Origin of the sequence: Micromonospora sp. CB01531 (assembly GCF_001905095.1) — a bacterium.
Taxonomy (GTDB): domain Bacteria; phylum Actinomycetota; class Actinomycetes; order Mycobacteriales; family Micromonosporaceae; genus Micromonospora.
Genome location: NZ_LWLS01000001.1, coordinates 1 through 15,694 on the forward strand (window position 1 = coordinate 1; position 15,694 = coordinate 15,694).

11 protein-coding genes and 1 tRNA gene are annotated in these 15,694 nt (G+C 70.3%); 4 read left to right on the plus strand and 8 right to left on the minus strand.

Annotated elements, in window-relative coordinates:
- Positions 1–56: 56 nt before the first annotated feature.
- The 7 genes from A6A27_RS00005 to A6A27_RS00035 form a co-directional block, all read right to left on the minus strand.
- Positions 57–422, minus strand: a complete 366-nt coding sequence (locus tag A6A27_RS00005) for a hypothetical protein (protein ID WP_198940133.1) — start codon at positions 420–422, stop codon at positions 57–59.
- Between the two features lie 670 nt (positions 423–1,092).
- Positions 1,093–1,485, minus strand: a complete 393-nt coding sequence (locus A6A27_RS00010) for a hypothetical protein (RefSeq protein WP_073832257.1) — start codon at positions 1,483–1,485, stop codon at positions 1,093–1,095.
- 673 nt (positions 1,486–2,158) lie between these two features.
- Complete coding sequence (locus tag A6A27_RS00015; protein ID WP_143193801.1) at positions 2,159–3,538, minus strand: DUF7482 domain-containing protein; 1,380 nt, start codon at positions 3,536–3,538, stop codon at positions 2,159–2,161.
- A gap of 311 nt (positions 3,539–3,849) precedes the next feature.
- Positions 3,850–3,931, minus strand: a tRNA-Tyr gene (locus A6A27_RS00020).
- A 53-nt stretch (positions 3,932–3,984) separates the two neighbouring features.
- Positions 3,985–6,465: an ABC transporter permease gene (locus A6A27_RS00025; protein WP_073832259.1), complete on the minus strand. Its 2,481-nt coding sequence runs from the start codon at positions 6,463–6,465 to the stop codon at positions 3,985–3,987.
- Positions 6,462–7,184 (minus strand): ABC transporter ATP-binding protein, encoded by a 723-nt coding sequence (locus A6A27_RS00030; protein WP_073832260.1) that lies wholly within the window; start codon positions 7,182–7,184, stop codon positions 6,462–6,464. Before A6A27_RS00030 ends, A6A27_RS00025 begins: the two co-directional genes overlap by 4 nt.
- On the minus strand, positions 7,181–7,807 hold the full coding sequence (locus tag A6A27_RS00035) for a PadR family transcriptional regulator (protein ID WP_073832261.1): 627 nt from the start codon (positions 7,805–7,807) through the stop codon (positions 7,181–7,183). Before A6A27_RS00035 ends, A6A27_RS00030 begins: the two co-directional genes overlap by 4 nt.
- Before the next feature lie 293 nt (positions 7,808–8,100).
- On the opposite strand from A6A27_RS00035, the gene A6A27_RS00040 reads away from it, so the two are divergent.
- From A6A27_RS00040 to A6A27_RS00050, 3 genes are all read left to right on the plus strand, one after another.
- Positions 8,101–8,817, plus strand: coding sequence for a hypothetical protein (locus A6A27_RS00040; protein ID WP_073832262.1), 717 nt, complete (start codon positions 8,101–8,103; stop codon positions 8,815–8,817).
- Positions 8,818–8,820: 3 nt separating this feature from the next.
- Entirely contained in the window at positions 8,821–9,684 is an 864-nt protein-coding gene (locus A6A27_RS00045) for a HoxN/HupN/NixA family nickel/cobalt transporter (protein WP_083672345.1), read from the plus strand.
- 69 nt (positions 9,685–9,753) lie between these two features.
- Entirely contained in the window at positions 9,754–13,941 is a 4,188-nt protein-coding gene (locus A6A27_RS00050) for a LamG-like jellyroll fold domain-containing protein (protein ID WP_143193802.1), read from the plus strand.
- Positions 13,942–14,017: 76 nt separating this feature from the next.
- Here A6A27_RS00050 and A6A27_RS00055 read toward each other — a convergent pair whose 3' ends face one another.
- Positions 14,018–14,683: a GntR family transcriptional regulator gene (locus A6A27_RS00055; RefSeq protein ID WP_158073921.1), complete on the minus strand. Its 666-nt coding sequence runs from the start codon at positions 14,681–14,683 to the stop codon at positions 14,018–14,020.
- A gap of 127 nt (positions 14,684–14,810) precedes the next feature.
- Here A6A27_RS00055 and A6A27_RS00060 point away from each other — a divergent pair, with 127 nt between their 5' ends.
- On the plus strand, positions 14,811–15,668 hold the full coding sequence (locus A6A27_RS00060) for an isocitrate lyase/PEP mutase family protein (protein WP_073832264.1): 858 nt from the start codon (positions 14,811–14,813) through the stop codon (positions 15,666–15,668).
- The last annotated feature ends 26 nt before the right edge of the window (positions 15,669–15,694 follow it).

Here is a 15,694-nt window from a genome sequence, read left to right on the forward strand (position 1 = left end):
GACTGACGGGCTTAGCGAAAGACGGAGGCTAGGTTCTTCACACTTGTGTCAAGTTTTCACGCGGCGTGGGGAAGTCGGGCGCGGGTTGCGTAGTCGTCGACGTGGCGGGTGATGGTGGTCAGCGCGGTTCGTAGGTCTGGTGGGGCTTGGGGCTGGTCGGCGGCGGTGAGCGGGACCAGGAGACGGTTGTAGATCTTGGTGTAGAAGATGGCGATGCGGATGCCGTCGTCGGTGAGCATGTAGCGGTTGGAGCGGGGCAGCCGGCGGATGAGGCCGTTGAGTCGGAGCCGGCGTAGGTCGTAGGTCATCTGGTTGGGGCGGTAGTCGCTGCCGAGCAGCCCGGCGATCAAGACACGAAGGTTCTTGTTGGTGAAGCCGGTTGCGGCGAGCAGCGTGTGGCAGAGGGCGCCGGTCAGGGCCATGACCCGAGGATCGCCGAACCGCAGGGCTGGGGTCCTGCCACCCGCCGGATCAACGGTGGGGTGCGCGATCCGCTCGAAGGCTGGACTCGCGAGGACGCAGCCCTGACCGACACCATGACCAGGTCCGCAGTGCATCAGACACGGCCTGGTTCCAGAGGCGGGTGCGTTCGAGGTAGGCGATGGCTCTCAAGCCGCGGGCCGAAAGCCCGGGGATGACGGAGGTTGACCCGTCAAGCGGTCGCCGGTAGATGGAGTCGGCACGCAGTTGTGCGGGGCGCCTACGCGGCATTGCCCTTTCGTGGAGTCGACATGCCGATCATCGTTGCACACCCATGTTCGGCTCACCTGCGCGACGACTTACGTGCGTGGGGACCGGACCACGACGACTCCCACAGCGGGGGTCGGCCTGGGTCGCCGGCGGCGCGGCTGGCGACAGCAACGCTGACAGCAACGCTGACAGCAACGCCGCCGGACGGCGGCACGCTGACAAGCGCCAGCACGGACGGAACTCCGAGCGTGCAGCCGTTGCCGGACGGGTGCGGACGCGACGCACAGAGCTTGTAAACGAGACGTCACGAGTGCCCGAGAAGGAAACGACAGACGCCGTCCAGTTCACCGGGTTAATCCGTCCGATCTGAGGTGATCGAGGTTCCACAGAGGGATGTCGGGGTCAGTAGACGGTGAGAGCGTCGGATGTTGGCCACACGCCGCCGGCTGGCATTTCCAGCTGTTCCCCGAGCGCTTGCCGCCACTCGGGCGGGGTGAACGGCTCGCCCCAGTAGTCGGTAACCCGGACCGCCTCGCCGTCGCGCAGCTCAGCGATCGAGACGTTGCGGTAGACCCGGCCGTCGCCGTAGTCGTTGCTCCACTCGACGACCAGCATGTTTCGGCAGGCGTGTCGCCGCCCGACGGCGAGCCGCAGGCCGACGAAGTGCGACTCCACCTCCGCTATCCGTGCTCGGCCGCGGATCAGCTCACCGGACTGCGGCCACTGGCGTACCACATCCTCGGCGAGCGGTACACCGAGGATCCGCTCAAGCCGCGTGCTCGCGTCGCTCTCCACCTCTGGAACCTTACCGACAAATCGGATGCATTCAGGCGGGCTTCCACAGTTGGGACAGGGTGGCAAGAGCAATGGAGTGCGCGGAAACAGGGCCGCAGCAGGCGATGCGAGCCCGAACTGTGCCAGTTGACGTCCCACGCAACCCCCGAGCAGCCGCTTTGCCATGAGCTACGGACCACAGGTGCCGCGTCAGCAGAAAGTCAGCGAACGCAGTGCTGCGCGACCGACTCCAATGGTCACAGCCGGCATGACACGGAAGGTAGGACCATAGGGGACGACACCCGCTGACGCTGGCCGGCAGCGCCGACCAGGCTCCCCCCGACGGGGGTCGCACCTGCTCAGCCTCTCGCCGATCGACAGCAGCGCTGACAGCAACCGGCCGAGACGACGACGCCCGCTGGCGGAGGCGTGCGGACGATCGCCCGAGGTCGGGAACGCGGACAGACGCCCCCGGACGACCTGCACTGAGATCAGACGGAAGTAGCGCAGGCACGCGCCGAAATGGACGTGTATCGGCCACTTCCAGGCAGCCGGGGTGGCGCGCCAGCGGCATGTTCCTCTTGTAAGCGAGAAGTCGTCGGTTTGCGAGTCCGGTCACCGCAGCGCCGTACACGTGGCGAAGTGCACGGCGGGCCCCGGAGGGGGCCCGCCGTGGCGGCTGGTGGTGTGCCGGTTATCTGGGTGGGAACTGCGATTTGCGGGCCGGTTCTGCGAGGTTGGCGGTGGGTGCCTCGGCGGTGAAGCCGATGACAGCGCAGTTGATGTCGACGCCGACCGAGCCGTAGGGTGCGGGCTCGCCGGTGGCCGGGTCGACGCCGGTCAGCAGGTCGGGTCGGGCGGCTGCCAGGTTGAAGACCTCGACCTCATCGGTTTGGCGGGTGTTGAGCCCCTGCTCGACGGCCTTCTCGGTCCACAGCCCGAGCTGCGCGTCCCATAGCGGGCTGTAGGCGTGGGAATGACGCGGGTCGGCCAGGGTCGGGAAGTCGCCGAACACGTTGAGCAGGTCACCGCCGTTGCGTAGCGCGTTGATCAGGCGCTCGTTGTCGGCGCGGGCGTCCTGGGAGATGTGCCCGTCTTCGGCCAGGTGGACGAAGCCTTGCGCCTCGGGGTTGTCGGCGCCGGTCTGGCCGTTGATAAAGCCGAACAGCCGCTCGCGGGCGGAGCCGAGGAAATCGTCACCCCCGTTGAAGGACGCCCTGTCCAGCGCAGGTACGAAGGTCGAGCGCTCCAGCACCGCGGTCAGCGGCTGACCGGCGTCGGTGCTGAGGTAGAGGATCGGCTGGCCGGCGTCGAAGCCCTTGACGAACAGCATGTCGACCCACGACTCGTTGAACTGGCCGGGCGGCGAGGGGGGCGCGATGTGCACGCCCAGGACCCGGTCGCCCGTGTCGGTGTGGTGCTTGACGTCGAAGTCGGGGCCGTCGCCGGTGGCCACGATCGGGGCGTTGTAGACGACGTTGGATCCCTTGATCCGGATGAACGGGCTGTACCCTTCGTTGGCCACCGCCCCGGGCTGGAACTCGGCGAGCGGGAAGCCGTTGGGCCCCGGCTCCGCGACGCGGGTCGGGCTGAAGTCCGGCACACCCTGGAAGTTGACCACCGCGGGTCCGAACCGATTCTCCTGCGGTGTGGGCGCGTCGAGGGTCACCGTCTGCACGCACTCCCTGCAGCCAATGGCGAGGTTGGCCAGCTTGGGCGCGAAGTTCACGCCCAGGTCATTAGCCAACCCCTCATCGGAGGCGTCCATCAAAATGAACCACACCGTTTCGCCGTCGGGGCCTCTGCCCGGGTACAGCGGTAGCCGCACCGACTCCTTGCTCAGATCGACCTGGATCGCGCTCCCCAAGGTCAGCTTGTCCCGGGGCAGCAGCCCGCTCAGCTGCCCCAGGCCCTCCGCTGCACCTGCCCGGCCATGGGTGGGCGGCGGGCCGTGGTCCCCGTCATGCCGGGGCCCGTCATCGGCGAAGACAGGCTCAAGGATGGGTGGTCCAGCGGCGGCCAGCACGGCAGCAGCCGCTAACACGGCCAGCCCGACAATCCGTTTCCTTCGCATGATACTCCTTCCACAGCCTATGGCGGCTAAGCGAGAAATCCTCCGATCCGGAGGCTATGCGAAGAAACGTTAGGTTTGCCCTGAGAAGCGGCCAGTGCACCGGAATAGGTGGTGGTGCGCGAAAACCCATTCCAGCGGCACGGATGATGCGAGGGAGTCCGGACGGCTTCGAGGGATTGCAGCCAGTCTCGATCGTCCCCCCGATGCGCCCCCCAGACTCTGAGCGACGACGGGTGGTGGCTGGACTAGGTGGGACCAGACAAGATCGGCCCCCGACCGCATTCCTGCTGGTCAGGGGCCGTCCTCGCACCTGGTGGCGGGTAGAGGATTCGAACCTCTGTAGCTTTCGCGACGGATTTACAGTCCGCTCCCATTGGCCGCTCGGGCAACGCCATCTGCACGCCTGAGCAGTTCGGCCGTACGACGAGCTCGCGCGAGCCCTGCTGTCAGTCGAGCCTGCGGCGGCTCAACGAGGATGGTTCGCGGCCGGCGAGTAGCCATCCGGCGATCGCGGCGAGCATCGGCAGACCGACGGTTGTCGCGGCTAGGTGGGCGACGGGTACGTCGGTGAGCGCGTCGAGGTCGCGGTGCAGGACGCTGACCAGCGCGAGGTACGCGCCGGCCAGGCCGAGGACGGCGCCGAGCAGGGCGAGCGCACCGGAGGTCGTGGCGGTCAGGGTGCGCCGTACGCGTCGCGGGGCGCCGGTCGCGGTCAGGGTGCGGAGGTCGCCGGCCGCTTCGCCGCGGATGAGGCCGACAGTCATGGCGAGGATGCCGAGGGCGAGCAGCGCGCCGGCGGCGACGGCACCGGTCCGCAGCGTCGTGAGGGAGGCCTGCTCTCGGTGGGACTCGACGGTGAGGCCGGCGCTCGCGGCGAGGTCCCGCGCGGTGGCCAGCTCCTGCCCGGTGAGCGGGTGGTCCGCCTCGATCAGCCAGGCGACCCGGGCGGGCTGCCAGCCGTGGCGGGCCATCATGTTCGCGGTGACCAGCGAGTTCGGCATCGAGGAGTAACCGGTGTCCGGGAGGGCCTGGGTTTTCGGGTGGACGTTGCGTTCGGGGATGTTTCCCAGTTCGAGTGGGCCGGTGTGGATGGTGAGTACGTCGGTGTCGGGCGCGACGGCCGCTCCGTCGAGGCCGTAGCGGTGAAGCAGTTCCGGGGTGGCCGCGTAGAGGGGGTACGACGTCATCGTCTGGCCGTCGGCGAGCGGGGTGCCGATTTCGACGGCTGGATGACCGGGTTGGCTGCTGCCGTTCTGGCCCGGGTCGGTGTACGAGGCGACCACCGCCATGTCGAGCGGAGTCACGGCTGGTGTGCCGAGGTTGTGCGCGATCTGATCGATCTGGGCCTGCAGGCTGGCGAGTTGCGCCGGGGTGTGTTCCGGGATCACCGGGTTGTTGGGTCGACCGATGCGGACCAGGAGTGTGCTGTCTGCCAGATTGCCCAGGCCGGCCGTGCGCCTGGTGTGTGCCTCGGCTGCGGCGGATCCGGCGACGATTGCCACCGAGATGCCCACGGCGAGACTGATCGCGGCGAGTGCCGCGCCGGCCCGGGCCTGGTAGCGGACCAGGTCGGTCAGCGCCAGGCGTACGGCCACCGGCATCCGGCCGCGGGCCGCGGCCAGCAGCCGGATCGCCGCCGGGCCGATGCAGAGCACACCGACGGCCGTGCTGAGAGTGCCCGCGCTGATCAGCAGCGGCCTGGTTCCGCCGGACAGCACGAGGCAGGTGACGCCGGCGGCGAGTAGGCCCGCGCCGGCCAGCGCGGTGCGCCGGGCCGGTCGGGGCCGCGGCGGCCGGGCCGACAGCGCGCGCATGATCGGGGTACGGGCGATGGCGCGCGCCGGCCACCACGCGGCGGCGGTGGCGGTCGCCACGGCCAGCACCATCTCCGCGCCGAGTGTCGCCCAGGGCAGGTCGAACCGGTCGATGCGGTGCCCGGCGGCCGTCTCCACCCGCTCGGCGACGAGCAGCCAGGCGGCGACGCCGATGGTGGTGCCGAGCACCGCGGCGACCGCTCCGACGACGGTGCCGTTGGCCAGCATCACCAGCCGCAGGTGTCGCCGGGTGGCGCCCATCGCGGCGAGCATGCCGAGCTGGCGCAGCCGGCGCTGCGCCACCACGATGAACCCGGCCGCGGCGACCAGCGACACCAGCAGCAGGCCGACGGTGGCCAGCGCCAGCGTGACGGCGGCGATCACCGTGCGGGTCATGGCGGGCCGCGACTCGCGTACCAGCGGACCGTCGATGGTGTTGCGGAACGCCTCCAGGGAGGCCTGGTCTCCGGCGACGAGGACGGTGACGGTCTGCGGCGGGTCGGCGTGCGCCACGTCGACGAGAGCGAACTCGTCGGCCAGGTCCTTGGGGTTCTCCACCACCCCGACGACCAGCCGGTCGTGGCCGTCGAGGCTGACCCGCCGGCCGAGCCCGGTCCGCAGGGTACGCGCTACCCCGTCGGTGATCGCGATCTCGCCCGCGCCGGCCGGGTACCGCCCCTGCCGCAGCGCCAGCATCGGTGCGCCGTACGCGCCGTCAGGGTTCTGCGCGCGGACGTCGACCGGGTCGAACAGACCCGGCACCGCCACGTAGTGGTGGCCGATCGCGTCGATCGTGCCGAACCACGCCCGTGCGGCGGCGAGCCGGGAGTCGAGGACGGCCGGGTCGCCGCCGTCGAGGCGCAGGAGGTGGTCGGCGCGCCCGAACGTCGCGTCGCTCGACGAGGCCATGTTGTAGGTCGCCGAGACGGCGAAGGTGGCCCCGATGACGGCGATGGTGAGCAGCGTGAGGGTGAGCACCTGCTGGCGCCACTCGCGGCGGAACAGCCGTACCGCCCACCGGATCACGGCCCTGCGGGCCGGCAGGCCGCCGCCCGGGGCGCGGCGGGGCGCCGGCCGGTCGGTGCTCGGCGGGGTGGCGGTGGTCGCCGTCACGGGGCCACGTCCCCGGCGAGCATGGCGTCCGGACCGGTCGACGCAGTCTGGTCGACGATCCGGCCGTCGCGGAGGAACACCACCCGGTCGGCCCAGGAGGCGAGCTGCGCGTCGTGGGTCACCATGACCCCGGCGATCCCGCGCTTGCAGGCCGCGCGCAGCATCCGCATGACCGCTTCGCCGTTGGCCGAGTCCAGCGCACCGGTGGGCTCGTCGGCGAGCAGCAGCCGCCGGTCGCCGACCACGGCGCGGGCGATCGCGACCCGCTGGCGTTCGCCGCCGGACAGGTCGTCGGGGAACGCGGCGGCGCGTTCGGCCAGCCCCAACTCCTCCAGTACGCGCATACCGGCGGCCCGTGCGGCACGAGCGCCCACGCCGTCGAGTTCGAGCGGCAGTGCCACGTTCTCGACGGCGGACAGCCCGGCGAGCAGATTCAGGTCCTGGAAGACGAAGCCGATGGCCCGGCGACGCATCCTGGCCTGCGCGTCGGTGGACATGGTCGACACGTCGTCACCGCAGACCAGCACCTCACCGTCGGTCGGCTCCTCAAGGCTTCCGGCGATCGTCAGCAGGGTGCTCTTGCCGGAGCCGCTCGGACCCATGACGGCCACCAGCTCGCCGCCGTCCACGGTGAGGTCCACCTGCCGCAGCGCGTGTACGGCGGCGTTGCCCGCGCCGTACACCTTGGACACCTGACGCAGGCTCAGCACTGCACTCATCGACGGGCCCCCTCGCGTGCCGGGGTGGATTCGGTCGGTTCCCGGTCGGCGGGGCCGGACGGTCGGGCCGGGTCGCTCGGCGCCGCCTCGACGGCCACGGGGGGCGTGGCGGGTAGGCGGCGCAGCCGGGCGTCGGCCGCGTCGAGCCAGCGGACCACCGCCTCGAGCCGGAACAGCTCCGCGTCGACGACGAGGCCGAGCGCGATGTCGTCGGGGTCCGCCTCGGCCTTGAGGTGGGTGTACCGCTGCATTTCCTCGACGAGGCGCCGGCGGTGGACCTGCAGGATCTCCCGTACGTCGACGCCGGGCAGGCGCACCGCCACCTGCACCTTGATGACGAGTTCGTCGCGCGGGGGAGGCGTGGCGCCGGGCGGGGTCCGCAACCACCGGTCCAGTTCGCGCTCGCCGCCGACGGTGATCCGGTACCGTCGCTGCGCCCCGTCACGCTCGGTCTCGTCCGATTCCACGTGCCCTTCACGCTCGAGGCGTTGCAGCGTGGTGTAGACCTGCCCGACGTTGAGCGGCCAGACCTCACCGGTGCGTGCCTCGAACTCCTGCCGCAGTTGCAGGCCGTACTTGGATCCTTCCGCCAGCAACGCCAGCAGTGCATGTCGAATGCTCATGGTCCACCACCCAGCCGTCGATATACTGGGTATAATACTCAGTATTATCGCGCGGTCCAGCCGCTTCCGCAGATCAGTTGGTACGGCGCCGGCGAGCCGGCTGCGTGCCCGCTTCCGGCGTCACCAGCGCCGGTCGGGAATGGACAAAGCCGCCCGGCACCCGCGATGACCAGGCTCATTTCCTGGTCCGGCAACCTCCCCGTAATAGTTCGCTCGGTTTCCGTGATCTTGCTCGTCACCTGCGGCCGGAACAGTCATCGCGTTTGCGCCCACCGAGCGGATGAGAGCCTGCTGTGCCTGCCCTGCGCCGTGCCCTACGCCACGCCTGGCGTTGCTCCTGGGCCGTACTCGCCCTGGTGCTGACCGGGGCGCTGGCTCCGGCCCCGGCCTCGGCGCATCCCTTCGGCGCCCCACAGCAGCTCAACGTCGCGGGCGAGGGCGATCACGTGCGGGTCCGCTGGCTGGTCGGCGGAACCGACGACCTGACCCAGCTCGGCATCGCCCTCGGCGTCCTTCCACAGGACCGGGTGCTGCTGGACGGCGCGGTGATCTACGAGCCCGCCGACGCCGTGGCGCTGGCTGAGGCTCCCGCGTTCGCCAACTACCTGACCGAGCGGATCACCGTGAACCAGGACGGGCGCGCCTGCCAGGGCGAGGCCAGCGTGGCCGACGACCTGGCGGCCGACGGCGCCGAGGTGCTGTTCACCTGCCCCGAACCGGTGAACACAGTGACCGTCACGTCCCGGATGCTCACCGACCTGCACGAGGCCTACCGGACCCTCGCCAGAGGCCCCCGCGGGCAGAAGGCGGTGTACGACGCCACACACGAGTCGGCGGACTGGACCATCAGCGACGACAACGGCACGGACTCCCACCCCGCGTCAACCCGGTCCGTCGCCGCGACACCCGCAAGCAGCAGCGCCGTGCAACTTTCGGTCGTCGGGGGCGTCCTGCTGGCCGTCGTCGCAGCCGGAGCGTTCTGGTACCGCCGGCGCGGACGAAAGGCCTGAACCATGCACGCGATCACCAGCCTCGGCAGTGCGGCCGCACCCCTCGGCTCCGGCCCCACGGCCATCCTCGCCGTCGATCTCTTCGGCGCCGCCGGGTTCGGCGATCGGCTCATCGAGACGGTGCAGTCGCCGGGTTTCGCGCCGGTGGCGCTGGTGATCGCCTTCGCGGCGGGGGCGGCGCACGGACTCGCACCCGGCCACGGCAAGAGTCTCGCGGCGGCGTACCTGATCGGCTCCCGCGGCCGGGTCCGCGACGCCGCCTGGCTGGGCTTCTCGGTGGCCGCGATGCACACCGTCTCGGTGCTGGCCATCGCGGTCGCCTGGACCTTCTTCTCCCTCTCCGACCTGGTCAGCCTCGAGCGCCTGACCACCGGACTGCAGCTGGCGGCTGGCCTGACCGTCGTCGCCGTCGGGCTCTGGCTGCTGCGCCGCCACCTGCGTCGGCGCGGTCATGCTCACAGCCACAGCCACAGCCACAGCCACAGCCACAGCCACGACCACGACCACAGCCACGACCACGGGCATGGCCACCCTAGCCCGTCCCGCCCGGGTCTCCTCCTCCTCGGCATGTCCGGCGGCCTGACGCCGTCGCCGGCGGCCTTCCTCGTGCTCGTGACCGGCATCTTCGCCGGCCGGGCCGGATTCGCTCTCGTCCTCGTGGTCTGTTTCGGCCTCGGGCTCGCCGCGGTGCTCTTCACCGTCGGCCTCATGGCTCTCACCGGCCGCTCCCTCGTAACGCGCGCCGCCGGGTCCCACACCCTCCTGCAGCTGGCCACGCGGGTGGCCCCGGTGCTGGCCGCCTGCGGGATCACCCTCATCGGCGTCGGCATCTCCGCCTCCGCCGTCGCCGGCCTACCCGGCACCTGACCTTCCTTCCGGATTTCCGACCACCCACCACCAAACACCAAGAGAAACCCCCCAGAAAAAGGAGATGTCGTGACAACACGACTCCATCCGCTCGCCCGGAGGTGGCGCCGCCTGAGCGCGGCCGCCCTCGGGCTCGCGATGGCCGGCGGCGCGCTGATGATGCCCGCCCAGGCCGCGCCGACCTCGGCCGCCACGGTCCCGGCCGCCGACGTGCTCGACGTCGCCTTCACCGGCGGCGCCACCACCGACCGGACCCAGGGCCTCACCCCCACCACCTGGGGCGCCCCCAGCTACACCACCGACGCGGCGTTCGGCCACGACCTGCTCAAGGTGGACGGGGTCGACGACGCGGTCTCCTTCGACTTCACCGACCAGTGGAGCAAGTTCTCCAGCGGCTTCGCCATCGAGTGCGTCTTCCGAGTCGACGTCACCATGCCGGTGAGCGGCGAGAAGGACCTCTGCTCCGACAAGGAAGCCGGCGGCTTCTCGATCTACGTCAACGCCGGCAACCTCGGCACGATGGCCCACATCGGCGGCGGCTACAAGTCGGTGCTGACCCCGATCAGCGGCAACCGCTGGTACCACGCCCTCTCGGTCTGGGACGGCCAGACCCTGAGCCTCTACCTCAACGGCCAGCTGGCCGGCTCCGCCGCGGCCACCGGCGCGCTCACCCCGCCGGCGTCCACCTCGCGCCGCTTCGTGATCGGCGCCGACGCCGCCCCGTCCGGCATCGGGCAGGTCGCCCCGCCGGCCTCCTTCGCAGCCAGCAAGGTCTGGAGCCGGGGGCTGACCGCCGCCCAGGCCGCCGAGCTGGCGTCGGCCTTCGACCTCAAGGCACCCGTCCCGACCGCCGACGTCCTCGACGTGGACTTCGACGACGGCACGCCGAAGGACGACGCCCAGAACCTCGCCGTCACCACCGTCGGCGAGCCGGTGATCGCCCAGGACACCGCCGTGAAGACGCCGGTAGCGACCTTCGACGGCGCCAACGACGCCTACGCCTACGCAATGGGCGACACGCAGTGGGAGAAGATCCGCAACCAGGTCTCGATCGAGTGCACCTTCAAGGACAACGGCACCCTGCCCAACTCCGGTGAGCACTCCGTCTGCTCCGAGAAGGAGACCGGCGGCTACTCGATCGTCGTCTACGGCGACAAGCTGACCTTCGCCGTGTACGCCAGCGGCGCCTACCGCAACGCCCAGGTCCAGATCTCCTCCGGCCGCTGGTACCACGCCCTCGGCACGTGGGACGGCGCCACCGCCCGCCTGTACGTCGACGGCGAGCTGGCCGCGTCCGTCGCCGCGCCGGCACCGCTCGGCCTGCCCGGCGGCGCCGCCCGCAACTCCTTCTACGTCGGCGCCGACGCGGTCAACCAGTTCTGGGCGCCGGCGACGGTGCGCAACGCCCGGATCTACTCCCGCGTCCTCACCCTCGACGAGGTGAAGGCGCTCAACATCGCCGCCCTCGGTGACGTCCGGAACGCCGGTGTCGCGATCACCTCGACGCTTCCCGGGGAAGGCGACCACCTGAGCCGACCGACCGAGCTCCAGGTGAGCGTGGCCAACCAGGGCAACGCAACCGGCTGGCGCTACCTGCTCGACGGCGAGCCCGTACAGGTCGGCCAGGAGATCGGCGCCGGCATGAAGTCCGGCAACCACACCCTGGCTATCTCGGCGACCGACGTGTTCGGCAAGCCCGTCAGCAAGACCGTCACGTTCACCTCCGACGCCATCCCCACCACGGGCGGCACCGACGTCGGCCAGGGCAGCGGCCGGGTGACGCTCTCGGCGATCGCCAACAACCCCGACGGCGGCGAGGTGACCACCACCTTCAAGCAGGCCACCCCGAGCGTGCCGGTCGGCGGCTTCCAGGGCGTCGTCCCGGTGATGCCGTCCGCGCTGGACTTCTCCTACACCGACGGCGGCCAGATCGGCACCGCACCGCGCCCCGACGGCAAGATGGCGAACAGCCCGTCCACCGGCAACATCCCGTTCCAGCGCTACGACGTCCAGGTTCCGGCGTCCACCGAGCGCCGCCAGATCCTGTGGAACGGCACGGTCGACCCCGCGCGCGCCGTCTCCCTGCACGCGTGGAACGCCACCACCCAGGCATGGACCGAACTCGCCACCGCCCGCGGCCAAGCCGAGGGTGAGACCACGCTGAAGGCCGCCGTACGGCCGGAACTGGTCGACAACGGCGTGGTCCACGTCCTGGTCACCGGCCAGGACCCGTTCGCCGACGACCTGGCGGCGCGCGACGCCACCGCCGGCACCCCGGCCAACAAAGACCACTTCGAGGACCCGTCGTCCTACGACTTCTCGCTGGCCCACTTCACCGACACCCAGTACCTCGCCGAGGGTGCCGTCGGTGGCACGTACGACGACTTCGACGGCATCGACGAGCCCAGCGACAAGATGACCATGGAAGAGCAGGCGCTCTGGGAGAAGTCCTACCGGGACACCACCCAGTGGCTGGCCGGCAACGCCGCCAAGCGGAAGATCGCCTACACCGCGCACACCGGTGACATCATCGAGAACGACTACACCAACCCGCTGGCCACCGACGCCAACGGCAACCTGCTCCGCCCCGGCCTGGACGAGCAGGTGACCAAGGAGTTCCAGTTCACCGCCGAGGCCCAGCGCACCCTGGACGCTGCCGGACTGGTCAACCAGGTCGTCGCGGGCAACCACGACAACCAGGGCGGTGCCGAGACCGGCCCGACCTCACGGTTCAACAAGTACTACGGCCCCGAGCGCTACTACGAGGGTTCCAAGCAGTGGCCGGCCGAGTACAAGGCGTCATACCACGCCTGGGACGAGACCACCGACGCCTCCGGCGCCGTGGTCACCCCCGGTAAGGACAACCAGAACAACTACGTCCTCTTCTCTGCGGGCGGTCTGGACTTCGTCGCGGTGGGCCTCTCCTACGGCGTCACCCAGGCCGAGGCCGACTGGGCCAGCTCGATCTTCCAGCGCTACCACGACCGCAACGGCATCCTGCTGACCCACGCCTACATCGCCCCGTCGGGCGCGCCGGACGGCCGGGGCGCCAACTTCTCCACCGACGGTTCGCGGGCCTTCTCCAGCATCGTGGCCGCCAACCCGAACGTGTTCCTGGTCCTCGCCGGCCACGAGCACGGCGTCGGCACGAACCTCAAGACCGGGGTCGGCGTCACCGTCGAGCACAACGTGGTCGAACTGCTCGCGGACTACCAGTTCTACAAGATGACCGCGGGCGAACTGTGGCCGGACAAGGTCGACGCCAACGGCAACCTCGACCTCAACGGCGACGGCACCGTCGACCACAAGAAGAGCGACCTGCTGCAGTTCGGCGCCAGCTTCCTGCGGCTGCTGCAGATCGACGTCGACAAGGCCCAGATGAGCATCGACACCTACTCGCCGATGCTCAACAACTACGGCGCCACCGAGTACGACGACCGCAAGCGCTACAACGGCGCCGAGGACAACATGGTGCTGCCGATCGACCTGTCATCGCGGAAGACCAGCTTCAGCACCGACGGCCTCGTCCTGGTCACGCCCACCGACACCGTCATCGGCCAGGCCACGGCCAAGTCGGGCTGGCCGGCCACCGTCAAGTGGAGCGGCCTGACCCAGGGCGAGCTCTACGCCTGGACCACCACCAGCCACACCGGCAGCGGTGCCCAGGTCGGCTCGGTCGACCAGTTCGGCGGCATCTTCACCGCCACCGCCGCCGGCACCGACGTCACCGCGCCGGTGCTGACCGTCCCGGCCTCGACCTCGGTCAAGCAGGGGCAGGCCTTCGATCCGCTGGCCGGGGTCACCGCGGTGGACAACACCGACGGCGACGTCACCAACCGGATCCAGGTGATCGGCACCGTCGACACCACCACCCCGGGCAGCTACGCGCTGTCCTACCTGGTCTCCGACACCAACGGCAACCAGGCGGTCGCCAACCGGGTAGTCACCGTCACCGCGGCCCCGACCGTGGAACTCACCCCCACCTCGGTGCGGGCCAACGACGTGACGGCCACCTGGGGCCGGACCCTGAAGCTGACCGCGGCCGTCACGCCGACCACGGCGACCGGCCCGGTGCAGTTCATGATCGGTGAGGACGTGCTCTGCGAGGCGCCGGTCAAGAAGGGCACCGCGTCCTGCACCGTCCGCATGCTGCCCAACCCCGGCACCCACCAGGTGCGCGCGGTCTACGGCGGCGACAAGACCCACGCGGCGTCGTACGACGACTTCACCCTGACGGTGGTCGAGCAGAAGCGCTGATCGACGGGTTCAACGGGGGAACACCCCGGAGCGGGGTCGGTCCTATCGGGCCGGCCCCGCTTCTCGTTCCCGGTGCCTAGCTTGGTACGGCGCCGGCGGCCTGCGCGGCGGAGGTGGCGCTCTGCTCGACGTGCACTCGCATCGCTTGCTCGGCCCGTTCGGGATCGCCACTGGCCAGGGCCTCGTAGATGGCCTGGTGCTCGGCGACCGCGAGGTCCGGCCGACCGGGCTCCCGAGTGGACAGCGATCGGTAGCGGTCGACGTGCCCCCGGATCTGGTGCAGCAACTGGTCACACCAGCGGTTCTCGGCGATCTCGGCGATCCGGGCGTGGAACTCCCGGCCGATGCGCAACACCTCGGTCTCGTCACCGCGTAGCCGGTGCATCAGGTCGATCAGCCGGGCCAGCGCGTCGAGGTCCGGCTGGGTCATCCGGGTGCAGGCGTCCCGGGCCAGCAGCCCCTCGAGGCGAGCCCGGATGTCGTAGACCCGGCGGATGTCGGCCAGGTCGAGCGGGGTCACCCGGGAGCCGCCGGTGGGCAGCTGGTCGACCAGACCCTCGGCGATCAGCAGCCGGAGCGCCTCGCGTACCGGCGTCCGGCTGACACCCAGCGTGCTGGCCAGCTCCGGCTCAGTGAGTCGGGCGCCCGGCCGGAACTCGCCCGAGATGATCTTGGCGCGCATCAACTCGTACACCGCCTGCGCGCCGGACTGCCGCCGCAGATTGGCCTGCCCTCTAGTCACCGTCTCATCCTGCCATGACTCGCTACGCGCTGCACTATTGAATACAAGTACCCACGGCGTTACGGTCTCGTTCTCAGCCGGAGAAGTTCCTGGTCCGGCCCGCAAGCAAGGGAGAGCGTCGTTGTCCATGAGTCCCGCCCAACAGTTGCGTGCCCGGTTGGCCGGCCCAGGGATCGTCGTCGCGCCCGGCGTCTACGACGGGCTGTCAGCGCGGATCGCCGCCCTCGCCGGCTTCGAGGCGGTGTACGTCAGCGGCGGGGCGGTGGCCCGGAGCAGCGGCGTGCCGGACCTGGGACTGCTGACCATGACCGAGGTGCTGGGCCGGCTGCGCGAGGTGGTCGACGCGGTCGACGTGCCAGTCATCGCGGACGCCGACACCGGGTACGGCAACGCGCTCAACGTGCGCCGCACCGTACGGGAATTCGCCCGGCTGGGCGTGGCGGCGCTGCACCTGGAGGACCAGGTCACCCCGAAACGCTGTGGGCACTACGAGGACAAGCAACTCATCTCCGTCGACGAGATGACCGGCAAGGTACGGGCCGCAGCCGACGCCCGCGGCGACGACGGCCCGCTGCTCATCGTCCGCACCGACGCGATCGCGGCGGAGGGCTTCGACGCCGCGATCGCCCGCGCGCACGCCTACGTCGGGGCCGGCGCCGAGATGCTGTTCATCGAGGCACCCACCTCGGTGGCACAGATCGAGCGGGTGGCCGACGAACTGTCCGTACCCCTGCTGATCAACATGTTCGCCGGCGGGAAGACCCCCCTGATGAACGCGCAGGACCTGGCGCGGCTCGGCTTCAAGCTGATGATCGCGCCGTCTGACCTGCAACGCGCGGCCATCCGGGCGATGCAGGACACCGCCCGGGAGTTGCGCGAGAGCGGCTCCACCGACCGGCTGGCCGACCGGATGGCGACCTTCACCGAGCGTGACGACATCATCGGCCTGCCCAGCTACCGCGAACTGGAATCTCGCTACGCCTGACCAACCACGCCACTCCTTCATCCCCC